The 16,646-nt window shown below is 50.8% G+C and carries 15 protein-coding genes; 1 reads left to right on the plus strand and 14 read right to left on the minus strand.

Features of this window, described 5'->3' with window-relative positions; translation table 11 throughout:
• Positions 1–19: 19 nt before the first annotated feature.
• The 13 genes from BN3911_RS13080 to BN3911_RS13140 all read right to left on the minus strand — a co-directional run bounded on the left by BN3911_RS13080 (position 20) and on the right by BN3911_RS13140 (position 12,842).
• On the minus strand, positions 20–1,381 hold the full coding sequence (locus BN3911_RS13080; RefSeq protein ID WP_066866370.1) for an S-layer homology domain-containing protein: 1,362 nt from the start codon (positions 1,379–1,381) through the stop codon (positions 20–22).
• A 33-nt stretch (positions 1,382–1,414) separates the two neighbouring features.
• Entirely contained in the window at positions 1,415–1,759 is a 345-nt protein-coding gene (locus BN3911_RS17850) for a DUF3784 domain-containing protein (RefSeq protein WP_066866372.1), read from the minus strand.
• Between the two features lie 146 nt (positions 1,760–1,905).
• On the minus strand, positions 1,906–2,574 hold the full coding sequence (locus BN3911_RS13090; RefSeq protein WP_066866374.1) for a V-type ATP synthase subunit D: 669 nt from the start codon (positions 2,572–2,574) through the stop codon (positions 1,906–1,908).
• Positions 2,571–3,986 (minus strand): V-type ATP synthase subunit B, encoded by a 1,416-nt coding sequence (locus BN3911_RS13095; protein ID WP_066866376.1) that lies wholly within the window; start codon positions 3,984–3,986, stop codon positions 2,571–2,573. Before BN3911_RS13095 ends, BN3911_RS13090 begins: the two co-directional genes overlap by 4 nt.
• A gap of 18 nt (positions 3,987–4,004) precedes the next feature.
• A complete protein-coding gene (locus BN3911_RS13100) occupies positions 4,005–5,771 on the minus strand; it encodes a V-type ATP synthase subunit A (RefSeq protein ID WP_147578607.1) in 1,767 nt (588 codons plus the stop codon).
• A complete protein-coding gene (locus BN3911_RS13105; RefSeq protein WP_066866378.1) occupies positions 5,768–6,403 on the minus strand; it encodes a V-type ATP synthase subunit E in 636 nt (211 codons plus the stop codon). Before BN3911_RS13105 ends, BN3911_RS13100 begins: the two co-directional genes overlap by 4 nt.
• A gap of 11 nt (positions 6,404–6,414) precedes the next feature.
• Complete coding sequence (locus BN3911_RS13110) at positions 6,415–6,720, minus strand: V-type ATP synthase subunit F (protein WP_066867902.1); 306 nt, start codon at positions 6,718–6,720, stop codon at positions 6,415–6,417.
• A 103-nt stretch (positions 6,721–6,823) separates the two neighbouring features.
• Positions 6,824–7,270: an ATP synthase subunit C gene (locus tag BN3911_RS13115; RefSeq protein ID WP_066866380.1), complete on the minus strand. Its 447-nt coding sequence runs from the start codon at positions 7,268–7,270 to the stop codon at positions 6,824–6,826.
• A gap of 42 nt (positions 7,271–7,312) precedes the next feature.
• The gene (locus tag BN3911_RS13120; RefSeq protein WP_066867905.1) at positions 7,313–9,250 is read right to left on the minus strand and encodes a V-type ATP synthase subunit I; all 1,938 of its coding nucleotides are present in this window, start codon (positions 9,248–9,250) and stop codon (positions 7,313–7,315) included.
• Positions 9,251–9,413: 163 nt separating this feature from the next.
• Positions 9,414–10,460, minus strand: a complete 1,047-nt coding sequence (locus BN3911_RS13125) for a V-type ATPase subunit (RefSeq protein ID WP_066866381.1) — start codon at positions 10,458–10,460, stop codon at positions 9,414–9,416.
• A 12-nt stretch (positions 10,461–10,472) separates the two neighbouring features.
• Positions 10,473–10,784, minus strand: coding sequence for a hypothetical protein (locus tag BN3911_RS13130; RefSeq protein ID WP_066866383.1), 312 nt, complete (start codon positions 10,782–10,784; stop codon positions 10,473–10,475).
• Between the two features lie 465 nt (positions 10,785–11,249).
• The gene (locus BN3911_RS13135) at positions 11,250–11,933 is read right to left on the minus strand and encodes a DUF2461 domain-containing protein (RefSeq protein ID WP_066866385.1); all 684 of its coding nucleotides are present in this window, start codon (positions 11,931–11,933) and stop codon (positions 11,250–11,252) included.
• A gap of 3 nt (positions 11,934–11,936) precedes the next feature.
• Positions 11,937–12,842, minus strand: a complete 906-nt coding sequence (locus tag BN3911_RS13140) for an RNA polymerase sigma factor (RefSeq protein WP_066866387.1) — start codon at positions 12,840–12,842, stop codon at positions 11,937–11,939.
• 379 nt (positions 12,843–13,221) lie between these two features.
• Here BN3911_RS13140 and BN3911_RS13145 point away from each other — a divergent pair, with 379 nt between their 5' ends.
• A complete protein-coding gene (locus tag BN3911_RS13145; protein ID WP_066866389.1) occupies positions 13,222–15,621 on the plus strand; it encodes a hybrid sensor histidine kinase/response regulator in 2,400 nt (799 codons plus the stop codon).
• Between the two features lie 136 nt (positions 15,622–15,757).
• Here the strand turns inward: BN3911_RS13145 and BN3911_RS13150 are convergent, their stop codons facing one another.
• Entirely contained in the window at positions 15,758–16,642 is an 885-nt protein-coding gene (locus tag BN3911_RS13150; RefSeq protein ID WP_066866391.1) for a phosphotransferase enzyme family protein, read from the minus strand.
• Positions 16,643–16,646: the final 4 nt, after the last annotated feature.

Here is a 16,646-nt window from a genome sequence, read left to right on the forward strand (position 1 = left end):
CCTCCTCATTACTGTTCCTTTACCACTGTATTTTTATCGTCTGCTTATTTGTTATAAAGCCGTCCGTTCCCTGCTGTGCAAGAGATCGCATGGTGGTTGGGCTGTCAATGACAAAGGAAAGCAACGGAATCCCAGCCTTCTTAGCCTCTGCCTCATATTCTTCGATTTTTTGATCCGGAGAAACCGCGATAGCCGTCAAAGCCTTATCTCTGGCAAACGCTACGTTTTCCTTCACCTTACCCCGTTCCGCAGCTGTCATTTGATAAAAGATGAGAATCATATTTTCATATCCCAAATTGTGGATTGCCTCATAGTCCGAAGTGTGATAGAGATAGGGAATAAATTGACCCAGCAAATCCGGATAATAAGTGCTGATCAGCCGCAGCCCCTCCACGCTTCGCTCTTTGAAGTCCGCCACTATCTGTACTTCCGGATGGGCACGCAGCCAGCTGCTCAGGCTTTCCATGCCCATCGGAGTTAAGGCGCCATAAATCTTCGCCTGCAAAAACCCATTCAAAGTGGATTTCGGCGGATAGGCGCCGCCCCAATTGTGCAGGCAGACCAGTTGATTATCCGTAGTCCAGGAAAAATCCAGTTCCACAATTCGGTTTTGGCTGCGGGACGCCTCCTGCAGAGCTTCCAGAGAATTGGAAACCTGATACCTGCCGCCTACCTCACCGCCGCCATGCATCACATACCGCAAATCATCCAGAGAACATCCGCGCTTATACTCCCGGTAGGCGCTTAGATATTTGTAGAGGATTTGAGCCGCTTCCGCCCGGCTGGCATTATTCTGAGGGCGGAAAGTTCTGTCGCTGTATCCACGGATGATACCTGCACCCTCTACGGCTTCTACCTCTTTCTTAGCCCAGCTGCTTACGGCAGAGGCGTCTTTAAAATATGTTTTCTGGTAGCGGGGCATAATTTTTCCCAAGGCATTTTTATTATACCGCCAGAGGATGACGGCTATCTGTTGACGGGTGATGGGACTGTCCGGGGCAAAGCAGCCGTCCCCTACTCCGTTAATAATCTTCTCTCTGACGCCCCAGTATACGTATTTCGTATACCAAGCATTTTCCGGCACATCAGAAAAGCTGCCTCCAAGCCTTTGGGAAGTCAGATCCTTCCCGGATGCCATCGCCAGCAGTTTTAAAAATTCAGCACGGGTAATCTGGGCTTCCGGATGGAATTTTCCATCCTCCTTGCCGCCAATAATTCCCACCCGCGCCAGGTAGCGCACCGGCTCTGCATACCAAGCATCCACAGGAACGTCCGGAAAACCGGCCACAGCCTCCGCAGCGGCTGCGGGGCAAACAGCATTCAGAATAAAAACGCCGCTCAAAACAACAGCTACAGCTGTTCTCCAAATCTTTCCTCTCATTACCTTTTCCCCTTCTGACTTTCAAGCCAGTTTTCAGTCATCTATCCGATATCTGCGGTCAAAACGGCTTTTCTTACGGTCATAACAGATGTATTTCAAAATCCAAGCAGCAGCCAATACAATGGCGGGCCAAAAGCACAGCTCAGACCAAAAACGGCAACCTAAACCACCCAACAAAAATATAAGGGCAAGCACTAGGCAGAAACCTGCCGAATCTCTGCGCAGCTTTTTTTCATTATAATGCGCCCTCTCCGCAGGCAGCTTGAAATTATACCCAGGCACCATATTGCAAGCATGATTTCCCAAAAAAACAAACGCCAAAAAATACAGAAAAAAAATAAGCGCCAGTCCAAAACACAGAAGATAGAGCTCGTTCATTTTGCCCCTCCTTTTATCCTTTCCAAAACGGATACGGTAAAGTATAGCATATTTAACCGAAAATGGCAAAAACAGAAAAACAACCTAAAACTTCAAAGCATCAAAAAAGAAAGCCGGGATACCCCGGCCTTTTCCCAACATGATTTTTATCCTGCCTGCCGAGGATTTTTCTCCAAATTGCCCTCAGGCTTCCTTTCAGCCTCTCGTTCCTTCCTTGACTTGATTACCTTAAGACGGGAGAATTCCTCTCGTTCCTTTTCCTCCAAGGCTTCCGTAATCACCTTGACTGTAGTTTCAAGCATGGGAATGCTCACATTTTTCAAAGCGTTTGCTCTACGCTGAGTCTTGACGATAGCCTGTGCCAGCCGAAAAGCGCTGTTTTCCACCTCGGCCAGCATCGCCGTCATCCTCTTGGCCTCACAAAAGCACCGGTAGGCGTCGTCCAACTGAGAATTGCTTTGAGAAACCCCATACGAAAGACGCCTGGGCGGCTCCTCATATTCCACAATTGGTATATCCACGCCCATGACACTGCGAAAATGAATTCTGCTGATGCCGTTATCCACCGGCACCGCCTGGACCAGATCCCCTACCGTACCCAGCGTCCGGTTTGCCAGCTCCAACTTCTGATAGGCCTGCTGGTAGGCAGAACCGATTTCGCTGCGCAGCAGTTTGGATTTATCCAACAGGCCCATCATTTCCCGAATGAGAACATTGCGTTTGCGGTCCAAAAGGTCGAATCCCATAGAGGAAAGCGCCAATGACTTCTTCGCCGCCATCAGGTTCCCTTTGGTCGCAAAAATCTGTTCGCTCACATTACGTCACTCCCCTGTTCCAATAATGCCTTTGCCTCTTCCGGACAGTAGTGAGCTTCCAACATATCATTGTCCACCCGGTCCAACTCGCTTTTGGGCAACAGGGACAAAAGCCGCCATCCCAGATCCAGCGTCTCTTCCATAGCGCGGTCCTCTTCGAAGCGCTGTGCGATAAATTTTTGTTCGAAAGCCTCCCCAAACTTCAGATAGAGCTGATCCACTGTGGAAAGATCCTCCGCCCCAATGACGGAGGCCAGGGCACGGGTATCCTGTACATGAGCATAAGCGGCAAACAGCTGATTTGACACGGCGGAATGGTCGGCACGGGTATAACCTTCTCCAATCCCATCCTTCATCAAACGGGAGAGGGAGGGAAGCACGGATACCGGCGGATAGATACCGGTGGCATCCAGAGAACGGTCCAAAACAATCTGCCCCTCCGTAATATATCCGGTCAAATCCGGTACCGGGTGGGTAATGTCGTCGTTGGGCATGGTGAGAATCGGTATTTGCGTGACCGAGCCATCTACCCCCTGAATAATCCCGGCCCGTTCGTAGAGGGAGGCCAAATCAGAATAGAGATACCCGGGATAGCCCTTCCTGCCAGGAATCTCCCCTTTCGAGGAGGAAAATTCCCGCAGGGCCTCACAGTACGCCGTCACATCAGTCATAATGACAAGAATGTGCATTCCCTGCTCAAACGCAAGGTATTCTGCAGCCGTCAAGGCGCAGCGGGGCGTCAGAATCCGTTCGATGATAGGGTCGTTTGAGAGGTTCAGGAACATGACGGTTCTATCCATAACGCCCGCCTCTTCAAAAGAACGCCGGAAATAATCGGCCACATCGTTTTTCACACCGATAGCCGCAAAGACAATACCGAATTTGGAGCCGTCGTCCTTGGCCAGCCTGGCTTGGCGCACAATCTGTACCGCCAGCTTGTTATGCTGCATGCCCGGACCTGAAAAGATGGGAAGCTTCTGCCCTCTGATCAGCGTCATCAGACAATCGATAGAGGATATTCCGGTATGAATATAGTTGAGCGGATAGACCCGGCCCACCGGATTCAGCGGTTTTCCGTTGATATCCGCCTTCTTTTCCGAAAAGAGCGGCCCCAGACCGTCAATGGGACGTCCGGCGCCATCAAAAATGCGGCCGGGCAATTCGGGCGAAAGCGCCAATTCCATGGGACGACCCGTCATTGTCACACTGGTATCGGTCAGACCCAGGCCATTGGTTCCCTCAAAGACCTGAATCACACAACGGTCTTTTTCTATCTGCACGATTCTGCCGGTACGGAAACTGCCGTCCGGGAGACGCAGGCGCACCATCTCATCATAACTGCCTCCCGATGCACCTTCCAGTACGACAAGGGGCCCATTGATTTCAGAAAGGCCTGTCAATTCAATACTCACAGCAGTTCCTCCTCGTTGTCAAAGCGCTTGCAAAACCTGATCGACCTCGGCATCATATTCATCAAACAGCTCGAGCCGGTCATTGGGAATCTCATATTTCATCTTCGTAAGGCGGCTGAAAATACCGGTTTCCAGAATTTCGGAAAGCGCCACGGCGTGCTTCTGCACCCCACGTCCCGTGATGGCGTCACGGGCGCCGTGATACAGATGCAAAATCACTTCCATCATGCGCAGCTGTTTTGGCAGCGGCACAAAGGTATCCGCCGGGTGATAGGCATTTTGCTGTAAGAAACCGGTGCGCACCAGCTTTGCCGTCTCAATAATCAACTTCTGATCGTCGGGCAAAACATCCGAACCGATCAGTTTGACAATCTCCATCAGCTTGTTCTCCTCGTGGAGAAGCCCCATCAGCTCCTGCCTTCGTGCCAGAAAGGAACGTCCTGCATGTCCGGCGTACCAGTCCGCAAGGTCGTCGGCATATTCGCTGTAGCTGTCGTTCCAATTGATGGCAGGATAATGCCGGGTATAGGCCAGCGATTTATCCAACGCCCAGAAACAGCGTACGAACCGCTTTGTATTTTGGGTAACCGGCTCGGAAAAATCAGCCCCCTGCGGAGAAACAGCCCCGATAATGGAAATGGATGCATCCTTTCCACCCAGCGTCCGGATCATCCCGGCCCGTTCGTAAAATTGTGAAATCCGGCTGGGCAGATAGGCTGGGAAGCCTTCCTCTGCCGGCATCTCTTCCAACCGGCCGGAAATTTCACGGAGCGCCTCGGCCCACCGCGAGGTGGAGTCTGCCATAATCGCCACATGGTAGCCCATATCCCGGTAATATTCCGCCAGTGTGATTCCCGTATAAATGGATGCTTCTCGCGCCGCAACCGGCATGTTGGAGGTATTGGCGATGAGTACCGTGCGGGCTGTCAGAGGCTGTCCGGACTTAGGATCTACCAGCTCGCTGAATTCCTCCAACACCTGCGTCATCTCATTGCCCCGTTCTCCGCAGCCCACATAGACGATAATATCTGCGTCGCACCACTTTGCAAGCTGGTGCTGAGTCATCGTCTTCCCAGTGCCGAAGCCTCCCGGAATTGCCGCAGTGCCGCCCTTGGCAATAGGAAACAGCGTATCTATCACCCTCTGCCCGGTAATGAGAGGCATGGTGATGGGCAGACGTTTCCCAATTGGACGCGGCGTTCGGATGGGCCATTTTTGACAAAGCGTCAGCTCGTGCCGCTTTCCCGCTTCATCTTCCAGAAGCACCACGGTATCTTTGACCCGGTAAAGGCCATTCCCTGCCGCGGACACCACCTTTCCCCTCAGGCCGGGCGGGACCATACAGCGGTGTTCGATCAGAGGCGTTTCCGGGCATACCGCATAGATCTGCCCTTCCTCAAGCGTCTCCCCTTCCCTGACGCAAAGCGTGACCTGCCACTGCTTCTCTTCATCCAGGGAAGGAAGGTTGGCCCCCACGTCGATCATTGCGCCGGACATCTGCATCAGCTCCGGCAAAGGACGCTCAATTCCATCGTAAATATTGGACAGGATCCCGGGACCCAGCGTGGCGGAAAGAGGCGCTCCAGTACCCAGTACCGGCGCGCCGGGAGCAAGCCCCGTCGTAGATTCATACACCTGAATTGTGGTCTTTTCCCGGGTGATGCCGATCACCTCACCGATCAGGCGCCGCTCCCCCACATAGACCATTTCCAGCATCTTAAAATCAGATGCATTCTGCACCGTCACCACGGGCCCGTTGACAGAAAACACCACATTGCCTATCAAATCTGTTCACCTCGCTGTTCCTGCGAAAGAAAGAGTCCTGCATTTTCATAGAACCACTGCCGCTGTGCCTCCAAAGCTGCATCCAGAGTTTCATCGGCTTTCCAGCCGGTCAATTCCAGCACAAACCGCAGGCCGCCCAACCTGATGGTCTCGTCTTCTTCGACTCTGGCCGGCATTCCGCAGGCGAGCAGCAGTTCCCCACTTTGGTGCAGATCGGCAGGCCTGACCTGCAGCAAAACGGGTTCCCCATCCTTCCGCAGCTTTCCGGCTTTTTCCGCTTTTTGACGCAAAAATTCCGAATATTCCTGTCCCGAAACGAATTCGCTCAGGCTCTCCTCTGCTTTTTGAAAGACCTCGTCGGTCAGCTGGATTCGGCGTTCATAAAGCTGGCGGCGAAGTTCCGCACGGCGCTCTGAAACAGCGTGCGCCGCCGCAGTCTCTATCCGGCGGCTCTCTTCTTCCAGAAGATGGGCCGAATCCCCGCGGGCGTCGTCTTCATATTTTCCGAGTTCAGAAACGCGGTATTCCTTCAGTTTCCGATCGATTTCGGCAATCTGAGCGTTGGCCCTCTGCATAATACTTTGGCGGAATCGCTCGCATTTTTCTCTGACATCCCGCTGATCTTCCTGCACTCCAATCCCCCCTACAGCCTGATCCCTAATGCTTCCCCGATGTAACGCTCTAAAGAGGAGCCCACATCCCCACCATGGCGGTCCGGAATTTCAACGATCAAAGGCCGTTTATAATTTCTTTTCCGTTCATTGAAAAGCGCCGGACAGAGATTCATCAGTTTACCGGTCACCAGGAGAATCCCCACATCGGGGTCCTGTACCGCCAGCTGCACGGCAGCCTCAACTTCTTCGGCCTCATGCGCCACAACGCCCTCGATCCCCGCCAGACGCATTCCCATCTGCGTATCAATATTGTCGCTGATTAAAAAAAACTTCATACCATCGTCCATGTACGCGGGTTAACACAACTCTCATGGAAAGCGGCGCATGAACCCACGATCGCCTTTCTTCCGTTTCTCCGTTCTCTCGCACGGATATTCCTTACAGACGGTTGATAATCAAAATAGAGATCAGAAGGCCGTATATAGCGATACCTTCGCCCAAAACCACAAAAATAATCGCCTTGCCAAAAGCCTTGCTGTTTTCACTGACGGCTCCAATCGCGGCAGGCGCCGCAGCAGCCACGGCAATACCTGCTCCCAACGCGGACAGTCCTGTAGAAAGAGCTGCGGCTAGGAACCCCATCCCTTGAGCCGAGGTGCCGGCAATCGAAACCGCCGCATCGGCCACGGCGCCGGATTCTGCAGCAAAACCGGTCATCGGAAGCGCGATTCCGCACAGGCAAACCGCTCCAAACACACAGAGATTCATCCAAATCCTGCGCCGGGCGGCTTTCCCGGTCAGACGGCCGCGGGCCACAGAAAGCAGCGGGGCACACATCAGAAGAAGCGTTAAAAAGCAAACCAAAATAGCAATCCAAATATTCATTGTTTCTTTCCCTCCAGAATTTAATTCATGAAAAGCCGTAAGCTACGGCCGCTGTGCAGAAAGTGAAGAAAATGGAATCCCCTGCCCTTCGAAGTAATGGCTGAACATCTCATAGAATTCCAGGCGCAGTACCTGAATTCCCACAATAAACCCTTCAAGCGCCATGACAAAAATATTTCCGCCGATGAGCATCAATACACTGCCGGAGCCCTGCATCATATCGGTCAAGGTCAGCACCACCGCCATCATGCCCGCATGGCTGATGACAAACCCGCCAACCCGCAGGAAGGACATCGTGTTTGTCACAAAACTCAAAAGCACCTCTAAAAGCTCGAAAACCCCCTCTACCAGGAAGCCGCCCAAACTCTCCCCCCGCGGAAGAAAAGAATCTCCGCGAATCAGCCGCCCTAAAGGCTCCTTCAAGAAAATCACCAGCACCGGCAGGACACAGCAGGACAGGAGCACTGGATTTCCAAACCAGTTCTTGCCCAGAACTATTCCGACCACGCCGGTAAGAACCGCCGAGTAGAACACAAGACCGGCCAGCCCGTTTTGAGAAAAAACCGCACGCTCGACGTCATGGGTCTTAATCCCCAGGGCAATGTTCATACAGATTGACAACACAATCAGCACAACGCCCATGCCTATGGCAAAGAACAGCAGGTTGTTCATTGTGATAGGATTCATGATCTCAATCGGCTTTTCCGCAAAACCCAGTGCATGATAAAGCGGGTCGAGCAAGTTTTCCAGGCCAAACACCGACCCATAGAGCAAGCCGAACGCAGCGGAGGAGGCGCCGATACGGATAAGTATCTGTCCGAACGCCCTATTCTTCCTTCTGGCAAGGAACAGTCCCAGCAGAGCGATTACAATTCCCTGGCCCAGGTCACCGAACATGATACCGAACAGAAGGGTGTAACTCACTGCTAAGAAAGAGGTGGGGTCAATTTCTTCATAAGAAGGGACGCCGTACATCTCCACAAACATTTCAAAGGGCCTGGAGAAACGATTGTTTTTCAATAAAGTTGGAGTTTGGAAACGTTTGTCGCTGTCATGGGGCTTAAAATCAACCGTCACATCCTTCACTCCGGCAAACCGCTGCCCGAAGGACTTTTCGTCTGAACTGGGAATAAATCCAGTGATATGGAACATATCCTGATAGGCTCCCACATACTTTCGAAATTCGAAAGAACGGTTCAGATCAGTGAGGCGTGTATAGGCGGCCAGAATAAAATCCGCATTTTCCTGCATCAGCTGGGTAAGGCTTTCATTGATTGCCTTCAGATCACGGTCAGTCTGCTCCAAGCTTTGCTGCAGGCTTCTGCGCGCCTCCTCCGGCGTTCCATGAATCGTCTGCGGAACCCAGATCCGTTCAAAGTAAAGAGAGGCAAAGACATCGTCAATCTCCGCAATGTTTTCTTCCATTGTGAAGTAAAAGCCGTAGCAATAATCCCTGTCCTCGCTCAGAGACACAAACAAAAACAGCCGGTCGGCATAATAATCCAGTTTTCGAAAGCTGTCTACGGGCAGCCTGCCAAACCGGACTTTTACATATTTGCAGGAAAAGATATCGTCAATGCTGACATCCAACGTTTTCAGCCATTCCAACATCTCGAGCGCCTGACGGTTTTCCTCTGCAAACCCGGTAAGCTTCTTCTGGAACTTAGCGAGCTCCTCAAACTTTTCCCGCAGCTTCGCAATAGACTTTTCCACCTCCTCCGGCGAGGCAGGCAGCGATACGGCGGGTTTTTCCACCGGCTTCAAATCGAATCCGGTCAGCCTGGAAAGCTCTTTCATTTGCTCCAGCAGCGGCTTGTATGGGTTCTCCTGAGAAATAGGAGAAAAACCTTTCACCTTACCGGCAAGCTGAAGGGGCTGTTCTGGATGAAACCTCTCCGCATCACTCAAACACAACAACGCATCATCCAGCGATTCCATCCTGCCGGTCAGCTGTACAAGCGTCATTTTTGCAATCGCCATGGTATGAAAACTTCCTTTCTCGAGACGCTGGGGAAAGCTTTCCAACTCCCGCTCTAAGCGTCCTTTCTGCTATATTGAACAAAAAAATCCCTGCCGCCGTTCTTCCGTTTAACATTTGGCTGTTTTCCTGAAAAAAACTCTGCCGAACCATTCTTCTCATCTGCTACAGAACCAGCATTGAGGTGATTTCCTCAGCCGAAACGCCGTAGCGCACACCTTCAATAATTGTGGTGATATTATCCAATTCCAGCTCGCTTAAAATCATAAACGCCGTAAAGGCCGTTGGAGCGTCTGAGGCAAAGTGCAGATATCGCCTGGCCAGATGATAGGAAATGCAGTCAGCCTTATACTCAATAAAGAGAAAATCATCCTCCCCGAAATATTTTGCATATCGGGATTGGTTCAGCAAGCTGAGAAACTGTCCGGCCGTCTGTGCAGAAAGCAAGGCGTCCAATTCGCTCCCCCGCACTCTTTTCCAAGAAGGCAGCAGCATGCCGCGAAGGCGTTCCGGATTCGTGTCCGGAAAAAATTTTTTGACCCGGTAAATACACCTGATATTGTAAAGCTCCACACGGGTCTGGAGCAGCTCATGAAGCTGCTGCCTTACCCTGCCCCGGAAATAGCGGTCAATAATCTTTTCCAACCTCTCATAATACCCGGTCAGCAGCGCCGCCTCACAAGCGGTATAATCAATCCTTTCCCCAGTATTGGAAGATTGACAGGCTCGCAGCTCTTCCGCATAAGGGGTTCGCTCCAGCACCTGCAGCACATCCTGAAAACTGTGGGCTTTGGCAAGCGCGGCAAAGGAGAAACTGGCGCTGTGCTCGAGAAACGCCGGATACCGTGTCACGTAAAGTTCAGGATGACCGGCATTGATAAGACGAACCATCTCCAAAATCTGCTCGATCTCCGTCTCTCCCATCAGCTGGCGATAATAACTGCCTGCGGTAGCCGAATCGTAGTGGATCAGGCGGGCGTATTGATTGTAACGGGCCTTTCGCAGCATGCTTTCCAGCTGGCCCCGATGAACTGAGGTGGGCTGTACTGCGGAAAGAAGTTCCTGGTACGCCGTCTCTTCCTTCAAATAAGCCGCAATTTCCGGAACGCTTCTCCGGTTGATCATCTCCCGGTACTGCTCAGGGGTCAGATGACGGCTATACATGGCTTTTGCCTTTGTCATAATCGCTTTGCTTGACAGAGCTGTCAGCATTCCCTGCGCCCCCTATTCCTGCCTGCAACGTTTAACAATCTCGTCCACCCAGAACCTCTCCTGCTGGCGGAAGCTTTCCTCCAAACGTTTCATAGAATCCCCATAGCGCGCTTCGAGCTTCTGGAGCTCTAATTCGGCTTCCTGTCTTTTCCGATGCTCCAACTTCTGTATTGTCTGCTTTGCCCTTTCCCGGTAACGGGCAGAAAGCGCCTCCTTCTCCTGCACGATTCGCGCCCGTTCCGACGCACTTCTTTCCTCGGCGGCCCTCACCGCTTTCTGTGCCTGGCGATCAAATTCTACCAGCTCTAAAATTACTTTTTCCAAAGCAGGAACACCTCCTCGTTCAATCACTGAGCTCTCTGTAACAATACTTATTAGATTACACCTAATCTTGAAAAGATTCAAGAAATCTTAATAAAATTATCTAATTACTGTGATATCAACTATGATTTTTGACATTTGCCTCTAAATTTCTCCGCTTTCAGGGGTTGGGTACAGGTAATCATTCCGCCGAGGGACAAATTCCGGCTGACACGCTTGCTTACTGCAGTCTCAGTCTGTCGATAAACCGAAAATCCACCCCCGGTCGGAAGGGGGAAAGGTGTGGAAGGGGACCATCAGGGTCCCTCTTCCGCGTTGATTCAGAGGAATTTTGCTCATAAATGGCTGTTTTTAAGACACAAAGCTACTCAGCAAAATTCTCCAGCTTGGCGAAACGACCTTTTTCGACAAGCTGGCAGTAAGAAAGCGTCCCTAAAAAGAGACGCTTTCCTACTGCTCAGTATATTTTCAGCTACGCGCCGGCATCTGGAATTGTTCCAGCGCCTGGTTCAAAAAATTGTTAAACGGCTGCATTGCTTGGTAAACCCCAACCGCTTTCTGTACAAATTGCGGATCAGACAGTTCCTCATCCGCTATAGGATACTCTAAATACCAGCTCTTATTTTTCAGGTACTCGGCCTGAGGGTGATTGGGATCAAAACCGTAAGGCACCTTTTTAAGCGCGTTTCCTTTCACAATAAATCTCTCTGTAAATGAGGTTGCAGAAAGAATTTCCTGCCATTCCTCTCCGCGGTCTGCGATAGCCGCTCTCACCATTGCAGTAGCATCCCGAAACATATCAGCAAACAGACCGCCTCCTAGGAAGGAACGTCCTCCTGGTCTGAGCATCAAATAATACCCAACGGGTATGGGGAGCTTTCCCTTGGCAGAAATATGAGCCCGGAATGCCGGAAGATAGGGGGATTTATCGTTGCTAAAGCGGGTGTCCCGTACAAGCTTAAACGTCAATTTCCCAGGTTCTGTAAGCAAGACAGTGGGATCGCTTTTCTTCAGTTCCAGCATCAGCGTTTCCACCAGTTCTTCAAAGATGCCGTTTGCTGCCTGATATTGTTGTTTGTGGTCGTGAAACCATTCCCTGCAATTGTTCTGCTCTAAATCGTATAGAAATTGTAAAATAAGATTCTGGTTCAATGGTCAAACTCCTTTTTCATAATTTTGATTCTGCACAATATCCAATCGAGACTCCGCTTTTCCGCCGTCCCGCACGGTGGAAAAGCTTTTTGAGGCCATAAGCTCACGGAGCCATTTGACGGTATGCTCCGGCGTACGGTAGGCCGGAAGGTCTGCAAAAAGCTGTGAGAGCTCATCCAGCTGCTCCATAGCGTCGGTACAGCTGACAATCTCTTCATAACCGCATTCCTTGAGATTTTGAAACACAAGCCGGGAAGGAGCGATCCTGTGTGTCTGTACGGCATAATTGATTCTTCTGCTGCAGGAGCAGGAACCCGAACCGCTTAGACCGCAGTACTCCGCCAAAAAGGAGGCCACCTTCCTACGAACCCGCGAAAGCCTCTGACGGTATGCTTCTGGGGTAAATCCCAAAATTTGTGCGGCAATGCGGCTGTCCAACCGGAACATGGTACCCAGCACATAAACACAACGGCTTTCCGTATCCAGGCACTGCAGCATCACATTGGTGCAGGAAAGCTTCAGTTCCCGCTCCAGCAGCTTCCGGTCAACCCCGCCGCTCAAATCCGGCGCATCCTTCTCCCGGCCGGAGATGATATCCTCTCCATACTCCTCAAAGCTCAGGGAATGTTGGGAAAACATGCCCTTCCGGTAACGCTTCAGATGATTTACCGCAATGCGAAATACCCAAGTATTTAAACTGCTCTCCATCCTGAAAGAAGAGAGATGGGTCATCACCTGAATGAGGATTTCCTGGGTAGCGTCCTCTGCGTCTGGAAGCATACCCAGCATCCGTAGGGAGAGGTTAAATACCATGTCCTGTACGCTGTTCAAAAGTTTTTCCAATGCTTTTTGATCTCCGGAAACTGCCGCGGCAACAATTTCCTGTTCCTGTTTCAATGATTCCACCATATATATTTTCCTTTCTTGAGGCCGCCGGCTTGGAAGCAGGCTTTACCGGTCTGTTTTTCCTTTTTCTGCCCCCGCCCTATCCAGTCTCATCTGTTTCATTAGATACCGGAAATTCTTCCATGTGACAGCTTTCTAAAAATTTTTCATACTATCCTATCATTTTTCCTTCCCGACACAGCATGATACCTTGTCCTGTTCCTCACGTATTTCCCATATATGTCCGGCGCTCACACTCTGTACTACGATACGTCTACAAAGAAATTATCCGTTTGACAGGGAGCGAAACACCTTCCCATTTTCAATCTTACAGTGTATAATGATGAAACAAAAGGGTAATGAGCACAGGCTCTGTTCTCCGCGGAAGGGGGCGGTTTCGGCTATGTCTGATCTGGAGAATCTGTTGGATACGTTATCGGAAACCTGTATCTATGTCATCGAGGAAAAAAGCCACCGGCTCCTCTACTTCAACTGTCTAAGCAGTGATACAAGCTATGGCAGCGCCGCGTTAGGAAAGATTTGCAGCGAGGTTTGGCCCGAGTTATGTGCCAATTGCCCTCTCAATGCGATGGAAAAAGACCTCCCAGGCCATATTATTTGTTACAGTCCTCTGCTGAAAGCTACTGCAGATATTACGGCTACCCGCATTATCTGGGGAGAAAATACGCCGGCAGTTGCAGTGGTCGCCCGGCCGCACCAGCTGAATATGAGCGGGAAACAAGTCCTCCGAAAAGTGGAACAAGTCTATGTTAAAAGCCTTGTCACTGTATTTGATGAATGCATCATTGTCAATCTGTCGGAAGACTATTATGTAAACTGCCAAAAGGACCCTCTGTGGAGCGGCATTCCTGAACAGGGGGACTTTGGAGAAGAAAATCGAAGGTATGCCAAAAAAGCGGTTCATCCCGACGACCGCCAAAGCTTTCTCCGTGCCTTTTCCCGGGAAGCCATGCTGAAATTTTTCGGGGAAGGAAAGAAAAAAATCACGCGCCGTCTTCGCAGAATGACGGAAAGCGGCGCTTACCATATGGTGGAATTTACCGCTACAAGAATTGAGCAGCTGGGAGACGAGCAGTATTGGTGCGTACTGGTCTACCGGGATATCCAGGAAGAGTATCAGCTGGAGCAGCAGCGCAATCTGGAAGTCAGTCAGCTGGCCACCGCAGCCAGAAGCGCTTACCAGATGGTAATCGCGGTAAACCTGACGCAAAACACTTATCACATGCTGGAATACAATCGATTTCCGGTGAAAAACCCGGGCGTGGAAGGCACCTTTCAGGATCTGATCCGCAGCGAGCTTTCTACTGTCCATCCTAACTACCGGGAAGAATTCCTGCAGAAATTCTCTCACGCTTCTCTGATAGACGCCTTTTCCCGTGGAAATCACATCGTGTCTATGGAGGTCCCCCATTTGGGGGATGACGGCAGCTGCCACTGGAATTTTACTCAGGTCGTGCACGTGGACACTCCGTATACTGACGATATGATCGAAATTACCCTCTCCAGGAATATAGATGAAGATCGCCGTGTTCAAAAGGAAGCGTTGGAAAAGGAACGCCGCTCCAAACAGCTGTTGGAGGAGGCACTGGAAAAAGCGGAAAAAGCCAGCAGCGCCAAAAGCGATTTTCTCTCCAAAATGAGCCATGACATTCGTACTCCGCTTAACGCCATCCTGGGAATGACAGAGCTGGCGCAGAGGCATACCGGAGAAGAGGATAAGCTAAAAGACTATTTGGGGAAAATTTCCGCCTCCGGGACCCATCTTTTAGGCCTGATCAATGAAGTGCTGGACGTCAGCAAAATTGAAAGTGGTTCCGTTCAGTTGGCCAATGAGAACTTCAGCATGAACCACCTGGTCCAGGAGACAGCTGAACTCGTACGCCTTTCTATGGAGCGGAAGCATCAAACCTTCTCGCTTACGACCGCGCAAGGCCTGCACGATCAAGTGTTGGGCGACAACCAGCGGTTGAAGCAGGTGCTGGTAAACCTTTTGGACAATGCTTCCAAGTACACAGACGATGGAGGTCGAATCACCCTTTCTGTAGCTGAACTCGAAAAACAGGACCAGCGAATGGGAAGCTATTGCTTTGTGGTGGAAGACAACGGCATCGGTATGAAGCCGGATTATCTGGAGCACATTTTTGAACCATTCAGCCGGGCTTATGACAGCAGGCTCAGCAAAATCCCCGGCACAGGGCTTGGCATGACCATTGTAAAAAACCTGATTTCTATGATGGGAGGCACGATTCAGGTAGAAAGCGAGTACGGAAAAGGCACGAGCTTTACCGTACTTTTGCCGTTAGAAAAATGTGCCGCTCCTGTATTTACGGACGCCTCCTGCCCCACAGCGGCGGAGGAAACTTTCCCCGGGCTCCGTGCTCTGCTGGTTGAGGATAATGAGCTCAACCGTCAAATTGCCAAAGAAATGTTGGAACTGCTTCTTGTTGCGGTAGATACTGCTGAAAACGGGCAAGAAGCTGTAGAGGCCATTCGGAACCATGCTCCGCTTTATTATGACATTGTCTTTATGGATGTACAGATGCCGGTACTCAACGGATATGAAGCCACCAGAGAAATCCGCAATTCCGGAATGGACCGCATTGGAGAACTTCCAATCCTGGCCATGACTGCTGATGCCTTTGCGGAAGATGTCAAAAAAGCGCTTGTTGCAGGGATGAACGGCCATCTAGCAAAACCAATTTCCATTGATGGGCTGAAAAATGCCCTTTCTAACTGTCAGGCCTGGAAACAGCGTAATTCAGAACAGAGTCCTGCACAATGAAATAAACAAGTAAAAGGCCAGGGGTAGATGTGAAGCAGATTCTTCTTCACATCTACCCTGTTTTCCTATGAAGTTGTACCGAAGACTTTCGCTCTTTCATCATAAAATCGGGCAGGCTTTTCGATCTTCGCAGATTTCACGGCCGTACCAATTCCCGTTCTATGCTCCGGATGAACCGAAATACCTCTGCAGCGCCTCGTGCGCTGTCCCAATTGCTGATTCTGGAATAGTACGCGGCAAACAGCAGCTCAATACACTCCATCACATAGGGGATTGTTTGGCACTCCGCCAGATTCATAGAAATTTTATTATCGTATCCGGAAAAAGTGCAATCCTGAAGTTCCAGCCAGTCTTTCTTTCTGGCTGTCGGATTTTTTTCCTTTGCCAGCAGCCCCAACAGAAAGTAGCAGGGGTCAAAAATTCTGATATTGCGTTGTGTCAGATCGAAATCAAGATACCCCGATAATTCATCCCCATCAAAAAGAAAGTTTCCAAAATGAACATCCCGGTGGATCAGTTGGCAGGGAAGCTGTGCATAATACATCTCCAAGCTGGTTTGCGCATGGACAAACTCCAGCTCTTCCACCAAACTCCATCCCGTTCGGGCCAGTTCTTCCCGTACCCAGCCCTTTGTCTCGTCCAACAGGCTGTTCTCCTGCAGCTTCAGCTCATCCTCACAGTGACGGAACGCCAACTGCAAGATCCCAATCGTTTCCCCCATTTTTCGGGCAAGCGTCCTGTTCTGCCAAATATCCGAGAGAGGCTTTCCCGGCAGCTTCCTGGTCAGCAGATAACAATTTTCCCCATACTGCACCAAACTTTTTCCGGATATGGTACGGACAACCCTGGCAGTAGGAATCTGCAGCCGCCTTAACGCCTCCAATACCCGCACATTCTGTTCCAATTCCTCCGGATTCAGGTACTCCTTCAACACATAGCGTCCTTCCACCTCCCAGGCGGAAGGATGAATTCTGTGCATTTCTCCCTGATCCAGCCCCCAGGCCCGCAGCACTTCTTCCATGTCT

The sequence above is a fragment of the Neglectibacter timonensis genome, from assembly GCF_900048895.1.
Classification (GTDB): domain Bacteria; phylum Bacillota; class Clostridia; order Oscillospirales; family Acutalibacteraceae; genus Acutalibacter; species Acutalibacter timonensis.

Bases quoted from the DNA above. Each gene is read 5' to 3' on its own strand.
- BN3911_RS13120 (WP_066867905.1), bottom strand. From the start codon at position 9,250: ATGGCGATTGCAAAAATGACGCTTGTACAGCTGACCGGCAGGATGGAA.
- BN3911_RS13110 (WP_066867902.1), bottom strand. From the start codon at position 6,720: ATGAAGTTTTTTTTAATCAGCGACAATATTGATACGCAGATGGGAATG.
- BN3911_RS13150 (WP_066866391.1), bottom strand. From the start codon at position 16,642: ATGGAAGAAGTGCTGCGGGCCTGGGGGCTGGATCAGGGAGAAATGCAC.
- BN3911_RS13125 (WP_066866381.1), bottom strand. From the start codon at position 10,460: ATGCTGACAGCTCTGTCAAGCAAAGCGATTATGACAAAGGCAAAAGCC.
- BN3911_RS13115 (WP_066866380.1), bottom strand. From the start codon at position 7,270: ATGAATATTTGGATTGCTATTTTGGTTTGCTTTTTAACGCTTCTTCTG.
- BN3911_RS17850 (WP_066866372.1), bottom strand. From the start codon at position 1,759: ATGAACGAGCTCTATCTTCTGTGTTTTGGACTGGCGCTTATTTTTTTT.
- BN3911_RS13080 (WP_066866370.1), bottom strand. From the start codon at position 1,381: ATGAGAGGAAAGATTTGGAGAACAGCTGTAGCTGTTGTTTTGAGCGGC.
- BN3911_RS13145 (WP_066866389.1), top strand. From the start codon at position 13,222: ATGTCTGATCTGGAGAATCTGTTGGATACGTTATCGGAAACCTGTATC.
- BN3911_RS13140 (WP_066866387.1), bottom strand. From the start codon at position 12,842: ATGGTGGAATCATTGAAACAGGAACAGGAAATTGTTGCCGCGGCAGTT.